Origin of the sequence: Endozoicomonas sp. SCSIO W0465 (assembly GCF_023716865.1) — a bacterium.
Lineage (GTDB): Bacteria > Pseudomonadota > Gammaproteobacteria > Pseudomonadales > Endozoicomonadaceae > Endozoicomonas.
In genome coordinates this window covers 189,503-206,483 of sequence record NZ_CP092417.1, presented here as the reverse complement: position 1 = coordinate 206,483, position 16,981 = coordinate 189,503, and the positions used below count along the sequence as shown (strand labels likewise).

The window sequence follows — 16,981 nt, the reverse complement described above, 5'->3', positions numbered from 1 at the left end:
TACGCAGGATCAAAGACCTGCTCGCAGGAACAGTAAAAGGCGTTGACGTCGCAGAGGGCGATTACTTCTTTCATCGCAGGTGGTGAATGACTTCAGTCACCACACCCCAAACAGTAATTTCCTGTTCAGAATCGAGCTTAACGGGCGGGTAGTCCGGGTGCTCAGAATGGAGTTCTGGCTTGTTGTTGCGGTAGACGAGGCGCTTTACGATTAACTCGCCATCCAGCAGAGTGAGTATCACGTCACCATCTTTTGGGGATAGCGAGCGGTCAATAATGAGGATATCGCCATCGAAGATACCGGCACCTTCCATGGATCGTCCCTGGGCTCTTGCAAAAAAAGTGGCAGCAGGATGGCGGATTAGCAGTTGGTCAAGGGACAGTGTTTCTTGCAGGTAATCTGCCGCAGGACTGGTAAAACCGCAGGCTGCGGGGCTCTGGTAGAAGGGTAATACTTCTGGGTTGGGCTGTGGAAGGATCTGGATTGGCTTCATGCCACTTCAACTCAAAGACTGTTTATATATACAGTATAGTCATTTGATCTGATTCTTGTGTCAAGATACCTGTCACCTCTGAGTGAATGGTCAGAAGACTGGCTTTTTTCTTTGACATGGTTTCGAAGCCATTTCAAGACTATGGTTACTAACCGGTAACCCAATAATGAAGTCAGGTTTATGAGCTGGAATCAATGGCCAGAGCCAGAACGTTCACGAAGACCGTCAGTCCATAAACTCTCGCAAGAGCAGGCAGCCCCTATTCTCAAAGGACTGACCAGCGCCATCCAAAAGTCCATGGTTTTAATGGAACTGCACCATGCCATGCGGTTTGCCCGGGGGCGTTTTTATCTTGAAAGAACGCCTGATTATCTTGTGAGGATGGAAAAGGAGGTAGTGGCAAGAATTACGCCATTAAGCGATCCATCGGGTGTATTATTGCTTGAGTCCGGAAGAGGCCATCGTTGGTACACCATCAAACAGGGCAAGCCAGTGACGATCAGCAGAACCCTCACTCAGCAGGGAGCCGAAATTTTTTACGGGTTGGGTGCGCTGGACGCCAAATTGCGGGAAGATCTGAAGTTAAATTTTAAAAACCACAGAGAGATCGATCGGGATAACAATGAATTTCGCTACCGTGAAACGGGCGAAGTATGCAGCGTTCAAGAGGCACTGTATTACTACTTCGGTCTCCTTGTGGATGTCATTGCCGAGCCCTCCGACTGGTATGCGTATCGCCGCCATCCGGTCATTGTGGAAATCAGCGATGACGAATTAGCCATACTGGTTCGGTTTTCTGCCGAAAGCCTTGATGGCTCGTCATTTGGTGGCACATGCCTTTACCTGTTCAGAGAAGATGAGTGGTATGTTTACAAAATCCGACCCAACCAGAGTTCAACCATAAGCTCTGCCTTACTCTGGCTTGAAAAAAGAAAATGGCAAGGTTGGTGAATCCGTTTAAAAAAGTGCCATAACGACATCGGCAGGAAAGCCTCTGTATTGCAAAAACCGAATTTGCCGAGCTTTTTCTTTCTGGTCAGAAGGTGCTGCTTCACCAAATTTCTTTATCCTGGAGGCTTCTGCCAGTTCATACCAGTCAGCCTCAGCGGCTTCAAGTGCAAGGCTAATCTCTTCACTGTCGACACCTTTTTGACGAAGATCCTGAGAGATCCGCATGGGTCCATGCCCTTTCTGGATACGCGAGCGAATGAAACCTTCCACAAAGCGGTCATCACTGAGCAAACGATCGCTTTCAAGCTGGTTCAGTACATCATCAATCAGTTCACTATCTTGAGAAAGATGACCCAGTTTTCGGAAAAGCTCCTTACGGGAAAATTCTCGTTGAGCCAAGAGGTTCATCGCTGCATGGCGCAGCATATCGGCGGACATTTCAGGCATACGTATCATTCTAAATAACGTCAATCAGGTTGCGATGGAGTTTATACGTTTGCCTCGAACTGCGCCAACGTAGGCGCAGTTACCTTAATCTCATTATGCTGAATAAACGTCTCTTGTCCTATAGGAATGGACTCGCCTTTCACGATAATGGTGGTGCCGACCCTTAATTCTGCCTGGTTTTTACCGTAACCATTGTTTGCGGTAATGGTAGCGACTACTCGTAAACCTTCCGGTATAAGTGCTGTAAACTGCTGCCAGATATTGATCGTTTCCATAGCTCATCATCCCTTTTGCTTTTCTGGAAACCACAAAAAAGGGCAATACCCGAAAGTATAGCCCTCCTGAACCTCGTTTTATGCGAGGTTGGAAACTACAGTGTTGTAGTCTCGACCATTACAGTGGTCGAATATCTTCACCCTGTGGGCCTTTCTGGCCTTGAGTCACTTTGAATTCAACACGCTGGCCTTCTCTCAGTGTTTTGAAACCATCGCCTATGATTTGACGGAAATGAGCAAACACGTCTGGTCCTCCGTTTTCCTGGGCGATGAAGCCAAAACCTTTCTCGTCATTGAACCACTTAACTGTACCGGTAGCAGTAGACATAGTCATATCCTGTAATTTAATAATCAAAGTGCCTTGCCCTGTTTTTAAACAAGGCGTGCGGTGGAGCTAGAAGCTTGTTATCACTTATGAAGGATATGGCGAGCTATTACACCCGGAACATCAAATCTTTGCATAAAAAATAAATCACACTTTTAACGTTCCGCCATTATACAGAGTAGTATCCTAATCGCTATGGGCACTTGTATTCAATCGTCAACGCAAGATACTCAGCCATTGGTGTGTAGGTGCCTAATAGTGTCTTTCCAGCTGGACGCCTTGGATGACTCTGCTTCGTTCAGCCGTGATATTTGTAGCCAGACAGAGGGCTTGCCAGTTTCCGCTCTCTCCTAAAAGCGTACCCTGTACTTCCACCAGCATGCCCGGCTCAATTAACCCGAGTGCAATATTGGTGTCCGTCAGTGGTAGCTCGATGGTGGTGATACTCCGGTTTCCATATATAGCGAGTTCATTTCTGCCTCATTCGGTATTCACCTGCGTTTCCGTTAGTCAGTCTTCGAGAATATCGGGAGCCGGATTATTGCTACTGCTTCCGGTTCTTTTGACGTTGACCGCAACGCCTGCATTGGTACCTGAAACATAGACCGCATTGTAAGCTTGCTCTGGTCGCCAATTAATGCTTTTGCTTCGGCTTCTGATAAAAACCATCCGCTATACCATGACACTGAGTACTTATTGAAAGGTCTTGAACTGGCACTGCCTGAAGGTTGCAGTTTCAACGACAAAAGAGGAAACCGGAGTTTTCAAGATAGTTGTCCTGCATACCGTAGTGGGATGAGCAGCCGACGTACTGGTCAAACGCGACCATTGGCACTGGTGATGCAACCCTGCATCATTTACCAGTTTTTGAACAACATCATCACCTTACCGCATCCGTCCGGCAGTCGATGGATTAGTTTCTTTCACCCTGCCATGCTCCGCTGCCGCAAACTCTTCGGCTTCCTTCTCTCTCAGCAGTTTGTCACGCCAGATGACCGCCAGGTCATAGGCTTCCTGATCCCCGTATTTGGCAATGGAAAAGTTTTTGGCCTTGATAACCCGCTTGCCATTTTCATCAATGGAGCTCACCTGCGCCCGCCACGCATTCGACTGTCCTTTGCCCTTACACCGAAACACGCCCTGTACCTTTGACTGAACCTGAGTAGAGTACGACCTTGACCATGTGAACGCATTGTTTGGCAGGCTGTCACGAAAAGCAATGGCCGCTGCCTTGGCGTTAACAGCCCCTTTGTAGTCTCCGCACTTAAAAGGATGTCGCATCCCATACGCTTCCACTACCCACACGCCCTTGTTGCTGTCGAATTTCAGATGGTGGTCGGGGTAGTGTTCATCCAGAAAGGCTCGCTGCTCAGGCTTCATTGTTCACCCCATCGGTATAGACTTCATTATGCTTTGCACAAAGCCGATCAGGAGACTTCACGAACAGCTCCCAGCACTTTCTCTGTCAGCCGGTTCATATAACCCTTGACGCCTTCACGACAGTCCAGATTATCGGCGCAGTATTTCACATTAAAGGTCATATCATGGTGGCCAATGGTCAGCATTTCCTGCATAACATCCACCTTGCTGTCCAGTCGCCAGGTCTTGCAGATGTCACAGGGCCAGCGCTGGGTATCACCGGCCGTTACTGAATAGACAATCTCGTTAATCTTGATGCGGTCATTGGTGTGTACGTCTTCCAGTGCCTCATACTGGCCAGCCCATTTGCGACCATACTCCTCCACCATCAGATGACGGGCGGTTATCCTGTCCGGCGCGATAACCTGCACATAACCGGGATGGTGAGGCTGACCATCACCAAAGGTGAAGTAGTAACTATTCATTGTCATTCTACTGTCTCATTCTGCAATTCGACCTTTCGCTCAACATAAGCCAGCCAGGTATCATAAGGGTCGTATTTGGTCTTGAATAACCGGTTCCATTCCTCCACGGCATCCTCAATCATCTGTTGCCATGCTCCGTCCGGCAGGTCATCAAGGTCGTGATCGGCAAGAAAAGTAAATAATGCGTCATCCATAGGCTTCTGTTGCCCTTTGGCTCTGTTAATCGTGTTAGCCCAATGACTCCGGCTCCCACTGGGGAAATGCCTCTGCTACATGGGTGCAAACCAGCAACAGCTTGTATTGCCAGGATGGCGCTGTTTTCAGGATCAGGGCCAGCATGAAGGCGTTAAAGTCAGTCACTCCGTACTGCCATTGAGGGATGCCTGTTCGCGTAATGACGCTGATACCCTACGGATCACTCTTCGCCAGCATACCTACTCCATGCCTTGTCACGGTTACGATGGCCGATTCCGAGAGTTCGGGGGAGTACCCCGAGTGATTTCGGCCATGTCTCACCCTATAACGACTGAGGCCCGGAAACACGAGTATTGCGCGTACGCCAGATAAAACGAACCGAAAGCAACACCAATACCGTAGACAGAACAATGAATGGCAATATACCCAATAGCTCCGAAATAAACCATTGACGTCCACCAGGCGTATTGTAAACAAACAGTCCGAAACGAATAAGCCCGGCCGCCGAGAGGAAGAACGCGGTGCCAAATGCCGTCGAGGCCAGGGATCGCAACCAGAGGTATTTACCAGAGAAACATCGAAACAGGTATTGCAGACAATAAATATTGAAATAACCAGTCAGCAACAGGCCAGCAGCCAGCGACAGCATATTGGCAAAGGCATAGTCATACAGAAGAGTGCCGGTATTCCCCATCGGGATCATCGCCAATTCCCCCGTAGAAAACTGGAAGTCGGGATTGGCAAGCCCACCGATCAGTTTGCCGGTCACTGCCAAACCGAACAGTACCACACAGGATGACTTGACCACCTGACAGGAAAAACGCATGCCAAACGTTGAGGTCAGCGCATCCAGTAATCCATAGGCGATCGTCAGCATCCCAAGGCCGAGGGATACCGGGGTAAACCACAGCACATCCATATCGTAGGGCAACAGAAACGCACCACCGACCAGTAATCCGAAAAAGCATAACAGGAAAGGGAACACGGCACGGGTCTGGTCACCGGCATAAAATGTGTACTGCCCATAATGATCCACATCGGCATAAACCTGGTGTTTCAGGGTTGCATCGTCCGTGACAACGCGAAATAACTCCTTTTTTTTCTCCTGAGGAATATCACGGTGCAGCCCACGGCGACAAAATTCAAGGGTGCTGACCGCCAACCGTTCACCGTGACGATCCAGGTACTCAACACGCTGGTTATTATTAGTAAACGCAACAATATCCACTATCTGAAATACTCCGTTTTCCACAATGTCTGGCCTTCAATAAGACCGATAACCTGGTGAACGTCCTCAATATCACCATCACTGCAATACGCTCCGGTCTGAAGACCGGAATCAAACCGGTGAACCAGTGCTAACCTCCCTCCTTCGTTAAAATTGCTGAATGTCGACACAAGATAACACCCCGGCCCCCGTCCATTGGCATTGACCAGTAACAGTAAATTGGGCGGCAGAAAATCTGAGGCACCGGACAAAAAGAAGTGAAGATACCCCTCATCGGGAATACCGAGCCTTGACAGAATGTTCGGCACCCACATTTTTCTGACATCGGTAACATGACCGCCGGTAACTACATTCACAGGCTTTGTCGTCAGGTAGGTCGGTAATGCCCCCAACCGATGAGCATCTGACGCCCCGGAACCGGAATACAACCACTCAGGGGCCACATCGAGCACCCTCGCCAGTTTATCCACCGGTTCTTTGTTGGACTTTTTCGACACATCGCTCATCAGATGATAAATGGAGCGTCGGCCAACACCGGACTCATTAGCAAGTTCAGTAACCGATAATCCCTGCTGCTCCATCGCTGAACGAAGGCGGCGACCCAGAGTCGACGTAGACACAACAATCTCCTGTAACTATTCAGCACTGAGCAAAGGCATATTACAGTAATTCCGAACAGCTCTATGAAGTGATTGATATATGTCCATTCCCTGTTTTCTGGCAGACGACAAATAGCTGCGAATCCGTGCAAACATAGAACCACCGTCTGCACTCCTGAAGCAGCCTGAGATTTTCTGCTTTAACTTGGCCATTCGAACATCCCGCTCACTGCCATTGTTATCGAAGGGAATGGTAAAATCTGACATGAAGCGCAGTGTCTCAGCCTTGAACTCAGTGAGTCGTTTGAAGAGATTGTAAGCTTTAGTATTCTTGACTTTCTTGCGCTTAAGCTCCTCTCGTTGCTTCTCCATATAGACGACTTCTTTCATTAGAGCCCGCTGAAGCAACCGGTCATAAATCTTCTCGATTCGTTCACAGACAACACTTGGCATCTGTAGCATACCTATGGTCTTAAAGCCCTTGCAGTAATGCCAGGAAAGCCTCAGTAGCTTCATCAATCGCAACGCCAGTTGATTGCTGTCCCTATCAACAACACCCAAAAGCTCCCTCAGGTGATGGGCATTGCAAAGTACGTGAGTTGCCGCATATGCAAAATAGGATTTCCAATGATCATGAACCAGAACGCCTGCAAATGTTAGCAGTATGCCCATCGTGTCCATGGCCTCACGACCTCGCTTTTCAGACAAGTAGTAGAGCGTCCATTGTTCATCCCGCATAACGTGTAGCCAGTGCAAAGAGCCCTCGGCCCGCATACCCGTTTCATCGGCTCCGGCAACAGACGATTCCCGCAAGGCGTCACGAATAACCTCTTCAGTAGAAGCCAGATTTTCATAGGTTCTGGCCACAAAATTGGCGACAGTGCCTGCACTTACACTCATTTTATAGAGAGTATTAAAATACTCTGACACGCGCTTAAAAGGCAGGAAATGGTATTGGTTAAGATAGACGGCCATAGCCTGTGTGGCTGAGCCATATTGTGCGGCAGCGGTAACACCTTCCGGGAATTCAGCCTGATTCCGACAACCACAAGTGCAGATTTTTACTTCAGCTCTATGGGCCGTTACTTCAAATTCACCCGGTCTCCCTGGTTCAAACACCTGTCGTTCAATATATTTGACCGGCTCACTATCAAGAAGAGACGCCTGACATTTATTGCATTCTTTAACTGGAAGGTACTCAATATAGTCAGGGATATCGACCTGTTTAAGACAAGTGCCCTGATGCCCTTTCTTTCCACCGGCTTTATTACCAGAAGACTGTCTCAGACTTTTAGGATTGGGTTTTTCATCCGATGGATCGGTACCTTTATCTGCGGAAAGGTCGTCAGAATGATCTGGAGAATTACTGTTTTTACAAGGTTTTTGATAACCATCAGACGATGGCGGCTTGCTGCTGTTTTGACTGTTCTTGCCAACCTTTTCTTCCAATTCTCGACATCGCTCTTCCAGACAGGCAACTCTCATCCGCAGCTCTGCATTCTCTTTCAAGAGAATCTCAGCCGACATAGTTGCGGGTAGTTCTGGAATCATGCTGGCGAATATTGTGGAAAAATGGTGCTTAAGAGGATGGTATAAAAATCAGAAAATTCCAGATTTATGTGGGGGTGCTGAACAGTTACAATCTCCTTATTAAATGATCAGTGCTTACAGATACCGTACAAAACAGAACACAGCATTTCAACAACTGTAATTATTTTGCAAAAATCATCAGGGAATGGGAGCGGGGAATGGAAAAGGCCAAAGAAAAAGGATTATTTAGCCATCAAAATCAGCATTCACCATGAAATAGTGATTTCAATAATTGAAACAGGCTTGCTATCTGTTTTTATTTGGTGTTTATATAAACCAAAGTACAAGAAAAAATATCCAATAAGGAATAGCTCCGTATGCCCAGCCACCCGTTTGACGGTGGCGATGTTCCGCAGTCTCGCCAGTCTCACTGTCAGCACCCGAATAACAATAACGAGACTCTATACCACACACGAACATTTGATGAGCTGGAACGTGTTTTTCTGAATAGATACCCTGACCCGGCAGAAAGACGCAGGGTACGCATCGCTTACGCTTCCACGATACAAGAGCAGGACGCGACAGAAAATGGGCAACCTGCGGAGTGACGACTCCGCAAAAGTCAGTTGGGGGGCAGTCAGGTTTCTCTTCTCACATTCATTCAAAATGGAAGACTGGGTGCCAACGGTTTCGACCGGGTGCGCGTGATGACTACAAATTCAACGGCAAGCATGTTGTCTGTGGTAGCATCGGGATATTTATAGCAACGATCAACCACTGATACCATAAACCCTATAACTGTTGATTCAGGCATCTTTCACTGAGAACCCGGACTTTATGAGCCCTATTCACCCCGACTACGCCCAGCTGCGTGCTGATGGCAGAGACCTGAACTCAAAGCTGTTCAAAGAACTCAACAAGGATGAGCATAAAATTGCGGCACGTCAGCTTGGCGCAATGAAAAAGAATCAAATGATGTTTGACTCTTATGAACAGTTTGACCAGTTCACCGACTTTTGTATTAACGACTTTCAGGACATCCATGGCCATACCATCGTCAGTCGATACCTGAGCAGGCATGCTGATACTATCAATGCCACTGAAGAAAAAATTCTGAACGCGCTGCTGTCGTCGAACACCTCGCTCTATCGAATCGTCAGCAGGAATATCGACAGCTCAACGGTAACAATGGAAGATTTGCTGAATGGTGGTGAACTGACCATTACCGACCGGGGCTTCAGCTTATCGCCGAATATTGTGGATTATGTTATGTTCACCCGCATCCTGAGTTACGAGGACGGCCTGAATTTCACCTCTGGCGCCCCCATGATTTTTCCCAAAAGTACTCAAGCCCTGGTACTGTCTGAGTATTGGCGCTTATTGAAAAAACGAGCGTCCACCTCCATACCGTCCAGACGTTACGCTGCCTTTTATAAGCTTCACGACAAGTATGGCTATAAAGCCGTCTCTTATGATGAAACCGCCGGGGCCTGATTCAGGTCTGAGTTTCAAGCGTATGTATTTCGCCAGCACCTGATGGCAGAGAAATTTATGAGCAGTTATATGTGGATGCCCGCAACAAAACGAGCATCCAAACCCAAAGTATCTCCTGAGACCAAAGCGGTTCTGAAAGCTCAGGCCGACCGATGGGTAGAGGACTATCTGAAACCCGCAAAGGTCGAGCCTCCGCCCGAGAATCCGAATTTTAATTATCTGGTAGATATCTTTACCAAGTGGCATGGCAGCTTTTTCTATTTCTGCGCCACTTATCACTGCCCTTCACCCAATGCCATCAGCCCATCCTTTGAACGGAAGTTTGCCGGGATGAACTACACCGGGAATAACACCTACACTCTGTCTTATCTTCGCCATAACGATCAGTGGCACGAAGTCTTTTATAAACAGGATGTGGATACGTGTTTTGAGCTGATTGCACATGACCCCTGTTTTATGCCATAACCTTGCAGACCAAACATACTGGAACGCTGAAAAGCAATGAAGACACGTGAATTTCTTCAATTGGAATCACCTCAGGCAATGTCCTCGGCGATTGCAACAATGAAAAACAAGGAAGTCGTGAAACACGCCAGAAAGCTGGCAAAAATGATTGGCATTGATTACGAAGCGGCCCTGTTTGAAGGAATTTCTATCGTTGTTGCTGCAAGTGATGATGATCGTCCATCTCAGCTGCTCTTCAATCGATACTTAACGTTAAGCCAGCTCTCAACACTGCCAGCCGATCAGGTAGCCATCCTGCCCTTGGAAGAGCAGAACGCCAGATTAAAGATCGCACTGTTGATCACCATATTTACCACTTTGATGTTCATCCTTGTGAACACCAAAGAAAATCTACAGCGCTATAGAGACCATCTTTAGGAGAGTCTGTGAAGTTAACGGCACTCAATTCTTTCCATGGGCACTCCTGCAACGGGATCATCAATCACTGAATGAAGAAAATTGAATGTTCAAACTGAATCGCAATGAACCCTGCCCCTGTGGCAGTGGCAAAAAATTCAAGTAACTGTTCAGCACCCCCACATAAATCTGGAATTTTCTGATTTTTATACCATCCTCTTAAGCACCATTTTTCCACAATATTCGCCAGCATGATTCCAGAACTACCCGCAACTATGTCGGCTGAGATTCTCTTGAAAGAGAATGCAGAGCTGCGGATGAGAGTTGCCTGTCTGGAAGAGCGATGTCGAGAATTGGAAGAAAAGGTTGGCAAGAACAGTCAAAACAGCAGCAAGCCGCCATCGTCTGATGGTTATCAAAAACCTTGTAAAAACAGTAATTCTCCAGATCATTCTGACGACCTTTCCGCAGATAAAGGTACCGATCCATCGGATGAAAAACCCAATCCTAAAAGTCTGAGACAGTCTTCTGGTAATAAAGCCGGTGGAAAGAAAGGGCATCAGGGCACTTGTCTTAAACAGGTCGATATCCCTGACTATATTGAGTACCTTCCGGTTAAAGAATGCAATAAATGTCAGGCGTCTCTTCTTGATAGTGAGCCGGTCAAATATATTGAACGACAGGTGTTTGAACCAGGGAGACCGGGTGAATTTGAAGTAACGGCCCATAGAGCTGAAGTAAAAATCTGCACTTGTGGTTGTCGGAATCAGGCTGAATTCCCGGAAGGTGTTACCGCTGCCGCACAATATGGCTCAGCCACACAGGCTATGGCCGTCTATCTTAACCAATACCATTTCCTGCCTTTTAAGCGCGTGTCAGAGTATTTTAATACTCTCTATAAAATGAGTGTAAGTGCAGGCACTGTCGCCAATTTTGTGGCCAGAACCTATGAAAATCTGGCTTCTACTGAAGAGGTTATTCGTGACGCCTTGCGGGAATCGTCTGTTGCCGGAGCCGATGAAACGGGTATGCGGGCCGAGGGCTCTTTGCACTGGCTACACGTTATGCGGGATGAACAATGGACGCTCTACTACTTGTCTGAAAAGCGAGGTCGTGAGGCCATGGACACGATGGGCATACTGCTAACATTTGCAGGCGTTCTGGTTCATGATCATTGGAAATCCTATTTTGCATATGCGGCAACTCACGTACTTTGCAATGCCCATCACCTGAGGGAGCTTTTGGGTGTTGTTGATAGGGACAGCAATCAACTGGCGTTGCGATTGATGAAGCTACTGAGGCTTTCCTGGCATTACTGCAAGGGCTTTAAGACCATAGGTATGCTACAGATGCCAAGTGTTGTCTGTGAACGAATCGAGAAGATTTATGACCGGTTGCTTCAGCGGGCTCTAATGAAAGAAGTCGTCTATATGGAGAAGCAACGAGAGGAGCTTAAGCGCAAGAAAGTCAAGAATACTAAAGCTTACAATCTCTTCAAACGACTCACTGAGTTCAAGGCTGAGACACTGCGCTTCATGTCAGATTTTACCATTCCCTTCGATAACAATGGCAGTGAGCGGGATGTTCGAATGGCCAAGTTAAAGCAGAAAATCTCAGGCTGCTTCAGGAGTGCAGACGGTGGTTCTATGTTTGCACGGATTCGCAGCTATTTGTCGTCTGCCAGAAAACAGGGAATGGACATATATCAATCACTTCATAGAGCTGTTCGGAATTACTGTAATATGCCTTTGCTCAGTGCTGAATAGTTACAAATTCAAGAAGTGCTGCTTTCTTGAGCCTGAAACGGCGTCTGAAATCCAGCGGGCAACCAAAATGTCCAGTAGCCTGGATGAACTACAAGTCATTCTCAACCAGCCACCTCTGCGTTACACCTTGGAAGTGGAGCTGATTGGCCATCCCTTTTTTGGCTTTGAGCACGATGTGATCCGCACCTTTGAGGTGTCTGGCAGAGAAACCCTGTACGATATGCATCTGAAAATCCAGCGCGCCTTCAACTGGGACAATGACCATTCGTTCTCGTTCTTTACCTCCAATGAACTGTGGGATCGGGACAACGAATACTCTGCCACACCGGATGGTGAACACATTGTCTCCAGTTTTGGTTTTGGTCCACCCACAAAATCCGCATCAGCTTCCGAGATCAGGGATCTGGGCTTTACAAAAGAGCAGGAGTTCCTCTATATCTTCGATTATGGCGATGAGTTGCTGCACCGCATCAAGGTAGCTGACATCACAGAGGCCGACAGCCATGACTGGATACCATTCTGTGTTCTTTCATCGGTGGGTGAGAATGTGGAGCAGTACTACCGCTATGAAGAAGAATACGAAGAGTAATGATGGCAATGCACCGTTTGCGCATTAAGAAATAAATGGATATTTTATGACCGCAACATCACACAGTATCCCTGAAGCCACCATTGATCAGAAGGCGTATGGCTAAGTTAGGCTCAGAAAAGAACCCCGTGATTGCCCGGGTTCATACCGAAGAAATGGCAAGAGCAGTTGCCACCACCTGTGACGAACACGGCTGGCACTACATTATCGGCTTTGAACCCCCGCATGTTCCTGAAGATATATCGGACCTCCAGAAACTGCTTAATCCAGAATTGTACCAGGCCCGCTCTGAAAAGGTGGCCAGAAACTCTCCCTGTCCTTGTGGCAGTGGGAAGAAGTACAAGAAGTGTTGTCAGGGAGGTGGTTTGTTGGCTTGAGTTGGGTGAGAATTCAAGAGTTGGGGGGGGGGGAATGCACAAGGCAAGACCCGACTTCGGCTCCCCCAGCTCAAAGTATCTTCATCAAGTTTTACTATATTCTCCAAGTGCTATATCAATCCGGGTTGAAAAGTGTACTCCTGAAGGGTTGAGTGAGGCTGCCTCCCACTTTACTTATTACACGACAATGATACTAAAATTATCCTGTGCTGTAGTCAGCAGCGATGAATTTAGCTGCCTGATCGCTTGCAAGCAGATCTCATGACTGCCTGTCAGCAGATCTTCACATTCAGACCAGAAACCGTCACTGCATAACAGCAGCCGTTTAGATGCAGGCCTTGGCAGGGTCGCTGTTTTGAGTTTCTGACTATTTTTCTCCCCTGTTTTCATTTTACAGCTCGGGATATGTCTGCATCTAAGGTAAGTTTCCTTCGTCAATAGCCCTTTTTTGTACATGGAGAAGAACGGCACATCATCCTCAGTGAGCCATTCAATGCCATTGTCTCTTAAGAGACCTATCCGGCAATCTCCACAATGTCCGATAATCATTTTATCAGCGGTTACCAACGCAATACCCAGGCAAAAAGCAGTTCCCTGGTCGTTCTGGCTTATGGTGTCCATGACGGCCAAAACATTGCTGGCAAGTTGCGCTTCAGGAGACTCTGAATACCCCCAGTCAGCGGCCTTAAGCAGGCTACTAAACAACCGAACAATTGTCGCTGTGTGCTCAATATGATCAATACCATCACAGACAAGGTAGGCGTGACCGCCTTCAATGGGCCAGTGTTCGACATGATCTGCGTTCAGTGATTCCCTTGCGCCAGTCCGGCTGATGAAAACGTCTGGAATCAATGACTCAGCTCCTTCCAGCCAGTTGAAAGAATCGATCTTCAATAATGTCGTAGCGTTCCGCTTCTTCACCGTTCAGAGCATTGTCCAAAAGGTATTCAAAATGGGCGTCACTAATAAATTTCCTGATTACCACCGACCCTACGTCGTGAGCCAACTGCTATAATAAACGTCGATAGTCATGTGTTTTGGAGGTAAAACTGATGTGTAAAAACACCATTCAGTTCCAAAAAGGCCTTGGCATTATGCAATTTCTGGCTAATTACGGCAGTGAAGAGCAGTGTGAGAACGCGCTGTCCTCTTGGCGCTGGCCAGATGGCTTCCAATGCCCGAAGTGTGGCTCCCGCAGTTTCTGCAAGCTTCACCGGAAAGCTGAATTCCAGTGCAATTGCTGCCGTTGCCAAACCTCGCTTACCAGTAACACTATCTTTGACTCAACAAAGCTGCCTCTAGCTACCTGGTTTCTGGGTATCTATCTCGTCACCCAGAATAAAGCGGGGATTTCTTGCCTGACGCTTCATCGACAACTTGGCATTTCCTACAATGCCGCATTGCGCATGAAACACAAACTCATGCAGGTCATGATGGAAAGAGATAACAGCTGGCAGTTGAGTGGTTTTGTTCAGATTGATGACGCCTATTGGGGCGGAGAGCGCCACGGAGGCCGCCGGGGCAGAGGCTCAGAGAACAAAGCCCCCTTCGTGGCCGCAGTTCAGACAGATGCTGATAACCACCCTATCTACATGAAGTTCAATGCCGTTGATAACTTCCGGCGAAAAACCATTCAGGAGTGGGCAGAACATGCCCTGAAAAAGGGTGTCCGGGCCGTCAGCGATGGCTTGTCCTGTTTCCGGGGTATTGAAGATGCCGGATGCCAGCACACAGCCATCATTACCGGTGGTGGGCATGCATCCATGGAGAATGAGTTGTTCACCTGGGTAAATACCATGCTGGGAAACGTGAAAACAGCGATTACCGGTACTTACCATAAGCTCGACCCCAAGCATCTGGGCCGTTATCTATCAGAGTTCAACTATCGGTTTAACCGGCGTTTTGATATGCCTTCAATGATCTCAAGGCTAGGTCGGGCTGCAGTCAATACAGCACCGATGCCGGATCGACTTCTCAAACTGCCAGACGTCCAGTGGAAACCGGGTTAGCCATCAACCGATAATTGAAAGTCAGTTGACGTATTAATATCATTATTTCGAATGATGATGTGGGTCTTTGCTTGTTCGGAGCGGTTATGAAACCGAATTTAGTTGATAATCTGGAGAACAAGCCGTCATGATGCCTGCTCCACCGGTAATACTGGAGAGGTTCTATTATTTCTTTACCGGGTTATAGACATAAAGAATGAAAAGCTGCACGTATATTCTTAAATTATCTTTCCCTGTGTCATGACGTACGATCAGTGGTAATCAGGATAAATTTAGTCATCTCGCTCTGTACGTAGTTACGAAGGTCTTCGGGGCCTGACAGAATTTCCTCCACCAGAGCATCCCGCCCATTTACCAGGATCGCAATATCTTCTGCATCCTTACTGGAGAGAATATCTGCCCCTCGGTTGAAGTAAGCAGCCAGTTTGGTGGCCAGCAGGTAGGGCGCGGTAACAATGCGTACAGAGACATCACCGGGCAATGTATATGAAACCGCCTTTTCCCGCCCAATTTGAAACCATGGGTTAGAGAAGCCCAGTATGTCTTCACTGTCTGGCATAACATCAACGATGATTCCGTTGCAGACGAAACGGCATATAGGAGTAAATTCACCATCTTCCGGTTCACTGTCTTCAGCGAAGCCTCGTTCTCTGAGCTTTTCGGCCAGTCGTTGATAATCGCCATAGCTGGTAACAGATACGATAAAATCCACATCTTTTGTGCTGCGGATATCCATAGGCTGAGCATCGTCCAAATGCAGAGATACCGTAGCACCACCAACAAACGCAACCTGCTCCAGAAGCTCATCCCCCAGGGCATCGGCAATACCCAGTAATAGCGCTTCGTGCTCCGTTAATTGCATCCTTTGGTACCTTTTAATTCATTAAGGAAGGGGAGCGCTTCGTCTTTCTCTCGGGCTGAACCTATCCGGTAGATATCCACCAGCGCCAATTGCCAATATAACCAGCTATCAATCATGACCGCTTTTGATACCGATTTATAAAGAGGTGATATGGCCACGCCTTTTACTGTCCCTCTGGCACAGGGCCAAACAGGTGGGTACTCGGTTGAACTGGCAAAGACCTTGTTAAATACCGGAGCGGCATAAGCTGTTGGGATACCTCGTACAATCCGACCTCGCTCGGTAAAAAAAGCGATACCAGCACCGTACCTTATAAAGTCAACCAACGCTGGACGATTCACGCGAACCCCCCTGCGGCCTCGGCTTGTGAGAAGTCCTGCAGCAATCGCTCTTTTCGCAGACTGGTTTGCTTCACTCAGAGAGATGAATAGCTGCTTTGCGAGTCTTCGGTAAGTCCAATCGTCCTGATTTGACTCCCCCAGGGCTAGAAACTCATCTATCGCGTCCAAGTCAGCCTGTTCAAAATCCTCTTTTTCAGCAGACACAATCACTTCATCTTTTTCACTGTCGTAAAAACTGATTTGCTCCAGATCATTTTTGTTTAGCAGCCAGGCTTTGCCCTGCATATCTCTGGCAGAAACCCCATGGTCATTTCCGCTGTCTTCGTAGCTAAGTATTTTAAGCGTTACCAATAAGTCTTGAGGTTTTAGCATATTGGTGATCCACGACGTTTTCTGTTTGCGAACAGCGAACATGTTAGCTCACTCATGACTACCCATGTCAATATTTTATTTTTAATGAGAAGTGGGGAACAGGGATTTCAAAGCCATAAAAACAGTAAAACCAAGTATATTTGACTGAATTTATAAGGATTTACATTCTTCTATACAACATTAGCGAGTTACAATGCGACACTACCCGCACTTACCTGAAAATGCGCTCTAAAGCCCGTGAGAATAAGATTTTCTCTGGAAAAATCACAGCAGATAAACTCTCTCCCAGGAAACAGGGTTCAATTGGGACAGCACCTCAACGATGAGAACATGAACACCCTATTGAAAACAGTACCTGCCCACATGGGTAGTAAGATGCAAAATTTGGTGGATAGCCATGACACGTCGGGAATGGGGACAATC

At 47.5% G+C, this 16,981-nt stretch carries 23 protein-coding genes; 9 read left to right on the top strand and 14 right to left on the bottom strand.

The genetic code is table 11. The features are described 5' to 3' along the window. Positions 1-70 precede the first annotated feature (70 nt). On the bottom strand, positions 71-493 hold the full coding sequence (locus MJO57_RS00970; protein WP_066017349.1) for a LexA family transcriptional regulator: 423 nt from the start codon (positions 491-493) through the stop codon (positions 71-73). 180 nt (positions 494-673) lie between these two features. On the opposite strand from MJO57_RS00970, the gene MJO57_RS00965 reads away from it, so the two are divergent. After that, positions 674-1,444 (top strand): hypothetical protein, encoded by a 771-nt coding sequence (locus tag MJO57_RS00965; protein ID WP_252022152.1) that lies wholly within the window; start codon positions 674-676, stop codon positions 1,442-1,444. A gap of 6 nt (positions 1,445-1,450) precedes the next feature. Here MJO57_RS00965 and MJO57_RS00960 read toward each other — a convergent pair whose 3' ends face one another. From MJO57_RS00960 to MJO57_RS00915, 10 genes are all read right to left on the bottom strand, one after another. After that, on the bottom strand, positions 1,451-1,870 hold the full coding sequence (locus MJO57_RS00960) for a regulatory protein RecX (protein ID WP_252022150.1): 420 nt from the start codon (positions 1,868-1,870) through the stop codon (positions 1,451-1,453). 62 nt (positions 1,871-1,932) lie between these two features. Next, complete coding sequence (locus tag MJO57_RS00955) at positions 1,933-2,166, bottom strand: hypothetical protein (protein WP_252022148.1); 234 nt, start codon at positions 2,164-2,166, stop codon at positions 1,933-1,935. 118 nt (positions 2,167-2,284) lie between these two features. Continuing rightward, entirely contained in the window at positions 2,285-2,494 is a 210-nt protein-coding gene (locus MJO57_RS00950; RefSeq protein ID WP_252022147.1) for a cold-shock protein, read from the bottom strand. A gap of 507 nt (positions 2,495-3,001) precedes the next feature. Then, positions 3,002-3,160, bottom strand: a complete 159-nt coding sequence (locus MJO57_RS00945; protein WP_252022145.1) for a hypothetical protein — start codon at positions 3,158-3,160, stop codon at positions 3,002-3,004. Positions 3,161-3,376: 216 nt separating this feature from the next. Continuing rightward, a complete protein-coding gene (locus MJO57_RS00940; RefSeq protein WP_252022143.1) occupies positions 3,377-3,871 on the bottom strand; it encodes an AP2 domain-containing protein in 495 nt (164 codons plus the stop codon). A 47-nt stretch (positions 3,872-3,918) separates the two neighbouring features. Continuing rightward, positions 3,919-4,341 carry a hypothetical protein gene (locus tag MJO57_RS00935; protein ID WP_066017009.1) on the bottom strand — a complete coding sequence of 141 codons (423 nt, stop codon included), beginning with the start codon at positions 4,339-4,341 and terminating at the stop codon, positions 3,919-3,921. Continuing rightward, positions 4,338-4,529: a hypothetical protein gene (locus MJO57_RS00930; protein ID WP_066017010.1), complete on the bottom strand. Its 192-nt coding sequence runs from the start codon at positions 4,527-4,529 to the stop codon at positions 4,338-4,340. Before MJO57_RS00930 ends, MJO57_RS00935 begins: the two co-directional genes overlap by 4 nt. A 323-nt stretch (positions 4,530-4,852) precedes the next feature. Next, positions 4,853-5,758: a hypothetical protein gene (locus tag MJO57_RS00925; RefSeq protein ID WP_252022141.1), complete on the bottom strand. Its 906-nt coding sequence runs from the start codon at positions 5,756-5,758 to the stop codon at positions 4,853-4,855. Further along, complete coding sequence (locus tag MJO57_RS00920; RefSeq protein ID WP_139117513.1) at positions 5,758-6,378, bottom strand: helix-turn-helix domain-containing protein; 621 nt, start codon at positions 6,376-6,378, stop codon at positions 5,758-5,760. Before MJO57_RS00920 ends, MJO57_RS00925 begins: the two co-directional genes overlap by 1 nt. A 15-nt stretch (positions 6,379-6,393) precedes the next feature. Continuing rightward, positions 6,394-7,908, bottom strand: a complete 1,515-nt coding sequence (locus tag MJO57_RS00915) for an IS66 family transposase (RefSeq protein WP_252017330.1) — start codon at positions 7,906-7,908, stop codon at positions 6,394-6,396. 780 nt (positions 7,909-8,688) lie between these two features. Between MJO57_RS00915 and MJO57_RS00910 the strand changes: the two genes are divergently transcribed. The 7 genes from MJO57_RS00910 (at position 8,689) to MJO57_RS00880 (ending at position 12,974) form a co-directional block, all read left to right on the top strand. Next, the gene (locus MJO57_RS00910) at positions 8,689-9,381 is read left to right on the top strand and encodes a hypothetical protein (protein ID WP_252022139.1); all 693 of its coding nucleotides are present in this window, start codon (positions 8,689-8,691) and stop codon (positions 9,379-9,381) included. 42 nt (positions 9,382-9,423) lie between these two features. Continuing rightward, positions 9,424-9,846, top strand: coding sequence for a hypothetical protein (locus MJO57_RS00905; protein ID WP_252022137.1), 423 nt, complete (start codon positions 9,424-9,426; stop codon positions 9,844-9,846). Positions 9,847-9,882: 36 nt separating this feature from the next. Continuing rightward, on the top strand, positions 9,883-10,263 hold the full coding sequence (locus tag MJO57_RS00900) for a hypothetical protein (protein WP_066017016.1): 381 nt from the start codon (positions 9,883-9,885) through the stop codon (positions 10,261-10,263). Between the two features lie 85 nt (positions 10,264-10,348). Continuing rightward, a complete protein-coding gene (locus tag MJO57_RS33035) occupies positions 10,349-10,408 on the top strand; it encodes an SEC-C metal-binding domain-containing protein (RefSeq protein WP_371924855.1) in 60 nt (19 codons plus the stop codon). A gap of 85 nt (positions 10,409-10,493) precedes the next feature. Beyond that, a complete protein-coding gene (locus tag MJO57_RS00890; RefSeq protein ID WP_252017330.1) occupies positions 10,494-12,008 on the top strand; it encodes an IS66 family transposase in 1,515 nt (504 codons plus the stop codon). Further along, complete coding sequence (locus MJO57_RS00885; protein ID WP_252022133.1) at positions 11,998-12,597, top strand: plasmid pRiA4b ORF-3 family protein; 600 nt, start codon at positions 11,998-12,000, stop codon at positions 12,595-12,597. The genes MJO57_RS00890 and MJO57_RS00885 overlap by 11 nt, the downstream gene beginning before the upstream one ends. 98 nt (positions 12,598-12,695) lie before the next feature. Further along, positions 12,696-12,974 carry a PBPRA1643 family SWIM/SEC-C metal-binding motif protein gene (locus tag MJO57_RS00880; RefSeq protein ID WP_066017018.1) on the top strand — a complete coding sequence of 93 codons (279 nt, stop codon included), beginning with the start codon at positions 12,696-12,698 and terminating at the stop codon, positions 12,972-12,974. 177 nt (positions 12,975-13,151) lie between these two features. Here MJO57_RS00880 and MJO57_RS00875 read toward each other — a convergent pair whose 3' ends face one another. Then, entirely contained in the window at positions 13,152-13,826 is a 675-nt protein-coding gene (locus MJO57_RS00875) for a PP2C family serine/threonine-protein phosphatase (protein WP_252022131.1), read from the bottom strand. A gap of 200 nt (positions 13,827-14,026) precedes the next feature. On the opposite strand from MJO57_RS00875, the gene MJO57_RS00870 reads away from it, so the two are divergent. Then, the gene (locus MJO57_RS00870; protein WP_252017306.1) at positions 14,027-14,983 is read left to right on the top strand and encodes an IS1595 family transposase; all 957 of its coding nucleotides are present in this window, start codon (positions 14,027-14,029) and stop codon (positions 14,981-14,983) included. Positions 14,984-15,221: 238 nt separating this feature from the next. On the opposite strand, the gene MJO57_RS00865 is transcribed toward MJO57_RS00870, so the two are convergent. Both MJO57_RS00865 and MJO57_RS00860 read right to left on the bottom strand, forming a co-directional pair. Further along, positions 15,222-15,845: a hypothetical protein gene (locus tag MJO57_RS00865; protein WP_252022129.1), complete on the bottom strand. Its 624-nt coding sequence runs from the start codon at positions 15,843-15,845 to the stop codon at positions 15,222-15,224. Beyond that, positions 15,836-16,558, bottom strand: a complete 723-nt coding sequence (locus MJO57_RS00860) for a hypothetical protein (RefSeq protein ID WP_252022128.1) — start codon at positions 16,556-16,558, stop codon at positions 15,836-15,838. The genes MJO57_RS00865 and MJO57_RS00860 overlap by 10 nt, the downstream gene beginning before the upstream one ends. Between the last annotated feature and the right edge of the window lie 423 nt (positions 16,559-16,981).

Bases quoted from the DNA above. Each gene is read 5' to 3' on its own strand.
- MJO57_RS00970 (WP_066017349.1), bottom strand. From the start codon at position 493: ATGAAGCCAATCCAGATCCTTCCACAGCCCAACCCAGAAGTATTACCC.
- MJO57_RS00860 (WP_252022128.1), bottom strand. From the start codon at position 16,558: ATGCTAAAACCTCAAGACTTATTGGTAACGCTTAAAATACTTAGCTAC.
- MJO57_RS00940 (WP_252022143.1), bottom strand. From the start codon at position 3,871: ATGAAGCCTGAGCAGCGAGCCTTTCTGGATGAACACTACCCCGACCAC.
- MJO57_RS00955 (WP_252022148.1), bottom strand. From the start codon at position 2,166: ATGGAAACGATCAATATCTGGCAGCAGTTTACAGCACTTATACCGGAA.
- MJO57_RS00935 (WP_066017009.1), bottom strand. From the start codon at position 4,341: ATGACAATGAATAGTTACTACTTCACCTTTGGTGATGGTCAGCCTCAC.
- MJO57_RS00890 (WP_252017330.1), top strand. From the start codon at position 10,494: ATGATTCCAGAACTACCCGCAACTATGTCGGCTGAGATTCTCTTGAAA.
- MJO57_RS00965 (WP_252022152.1), top strand. From the start codon at position 674: ATGAGCTGGAATCAATGGCCAGAGCCAGAACGTTCACGAAGACCGTCA.
- MJO57_RS00900 (WP_066017016.1), top strand. From the start codon at position 9,883: ATGAAGACACGTGAATTTCTTCAATTGGAATCACCTCAGGCAATGTCC.
- MJO57_RS00865 (WP_252022129.1), bottom strand. From the start codon at position 15,845: ATGCAATTAACGGAGCACGAAGCGCTATTACTGGGTATTGCCGATGCC.
- MJO57_RS00905 (WP_252022137.1), top strand. From the start codon at position 9,424: ATGGCAGAGAAATTTATGAGCAGTTATATGTGGATGCCCGCAACAAAA.
- MJO57_RS00950 (WP_252022147.1), bottom strand. From the start codon at position 2,494: ATGTCTACTGCTACCGGTACAGTTAAGTGGTTCAATGACGAGAAAGGT.
- MJO57_RS00930 (WP_066017010.1), bottom strand. From the start codon at position 4,529: ATGGATGACGCATTATTTACTTTTCTTGCCGATCACGACCTTGATGAC.
- MJO57_RS00915 (WP_252017330.1), bottom strand. From the start codon at position 7,908: ATGATTCCAGAACTACCCGCAACTATGTCGGCTGAGATTCTCTTGAAA.
- MJO57_RS00945 (WP_252022145.1), bottom strand. From the start codon at position 3,160: ATGGTTTTTATCAGAAGCCGAAGCAAAAGCATTAATTGGCGACCAGAG.
- MJO57_RS00880 (WP_066017018.1), top strand. From the start codon at position 12,696: ATGGCTAAGTTAGGCTCAGAAAAGAACCCCGTGATTGCCCGGGTTCAT.
- MJO57_RS00870 (WP_252017306.1), top strand. From the start codon at position 14,027: ATGTGTAAAAACACCATTCAGTTCCAAAAAGGCCTTGGCATTATGCAA.
- MJO57_RS00960 (WP_252022150.1), bottom strand. From the start codon at position 1,870: ATGCTGCGCCATGCAGCGATGAACCTCTTGGCTCAACGAGAATTTTCC.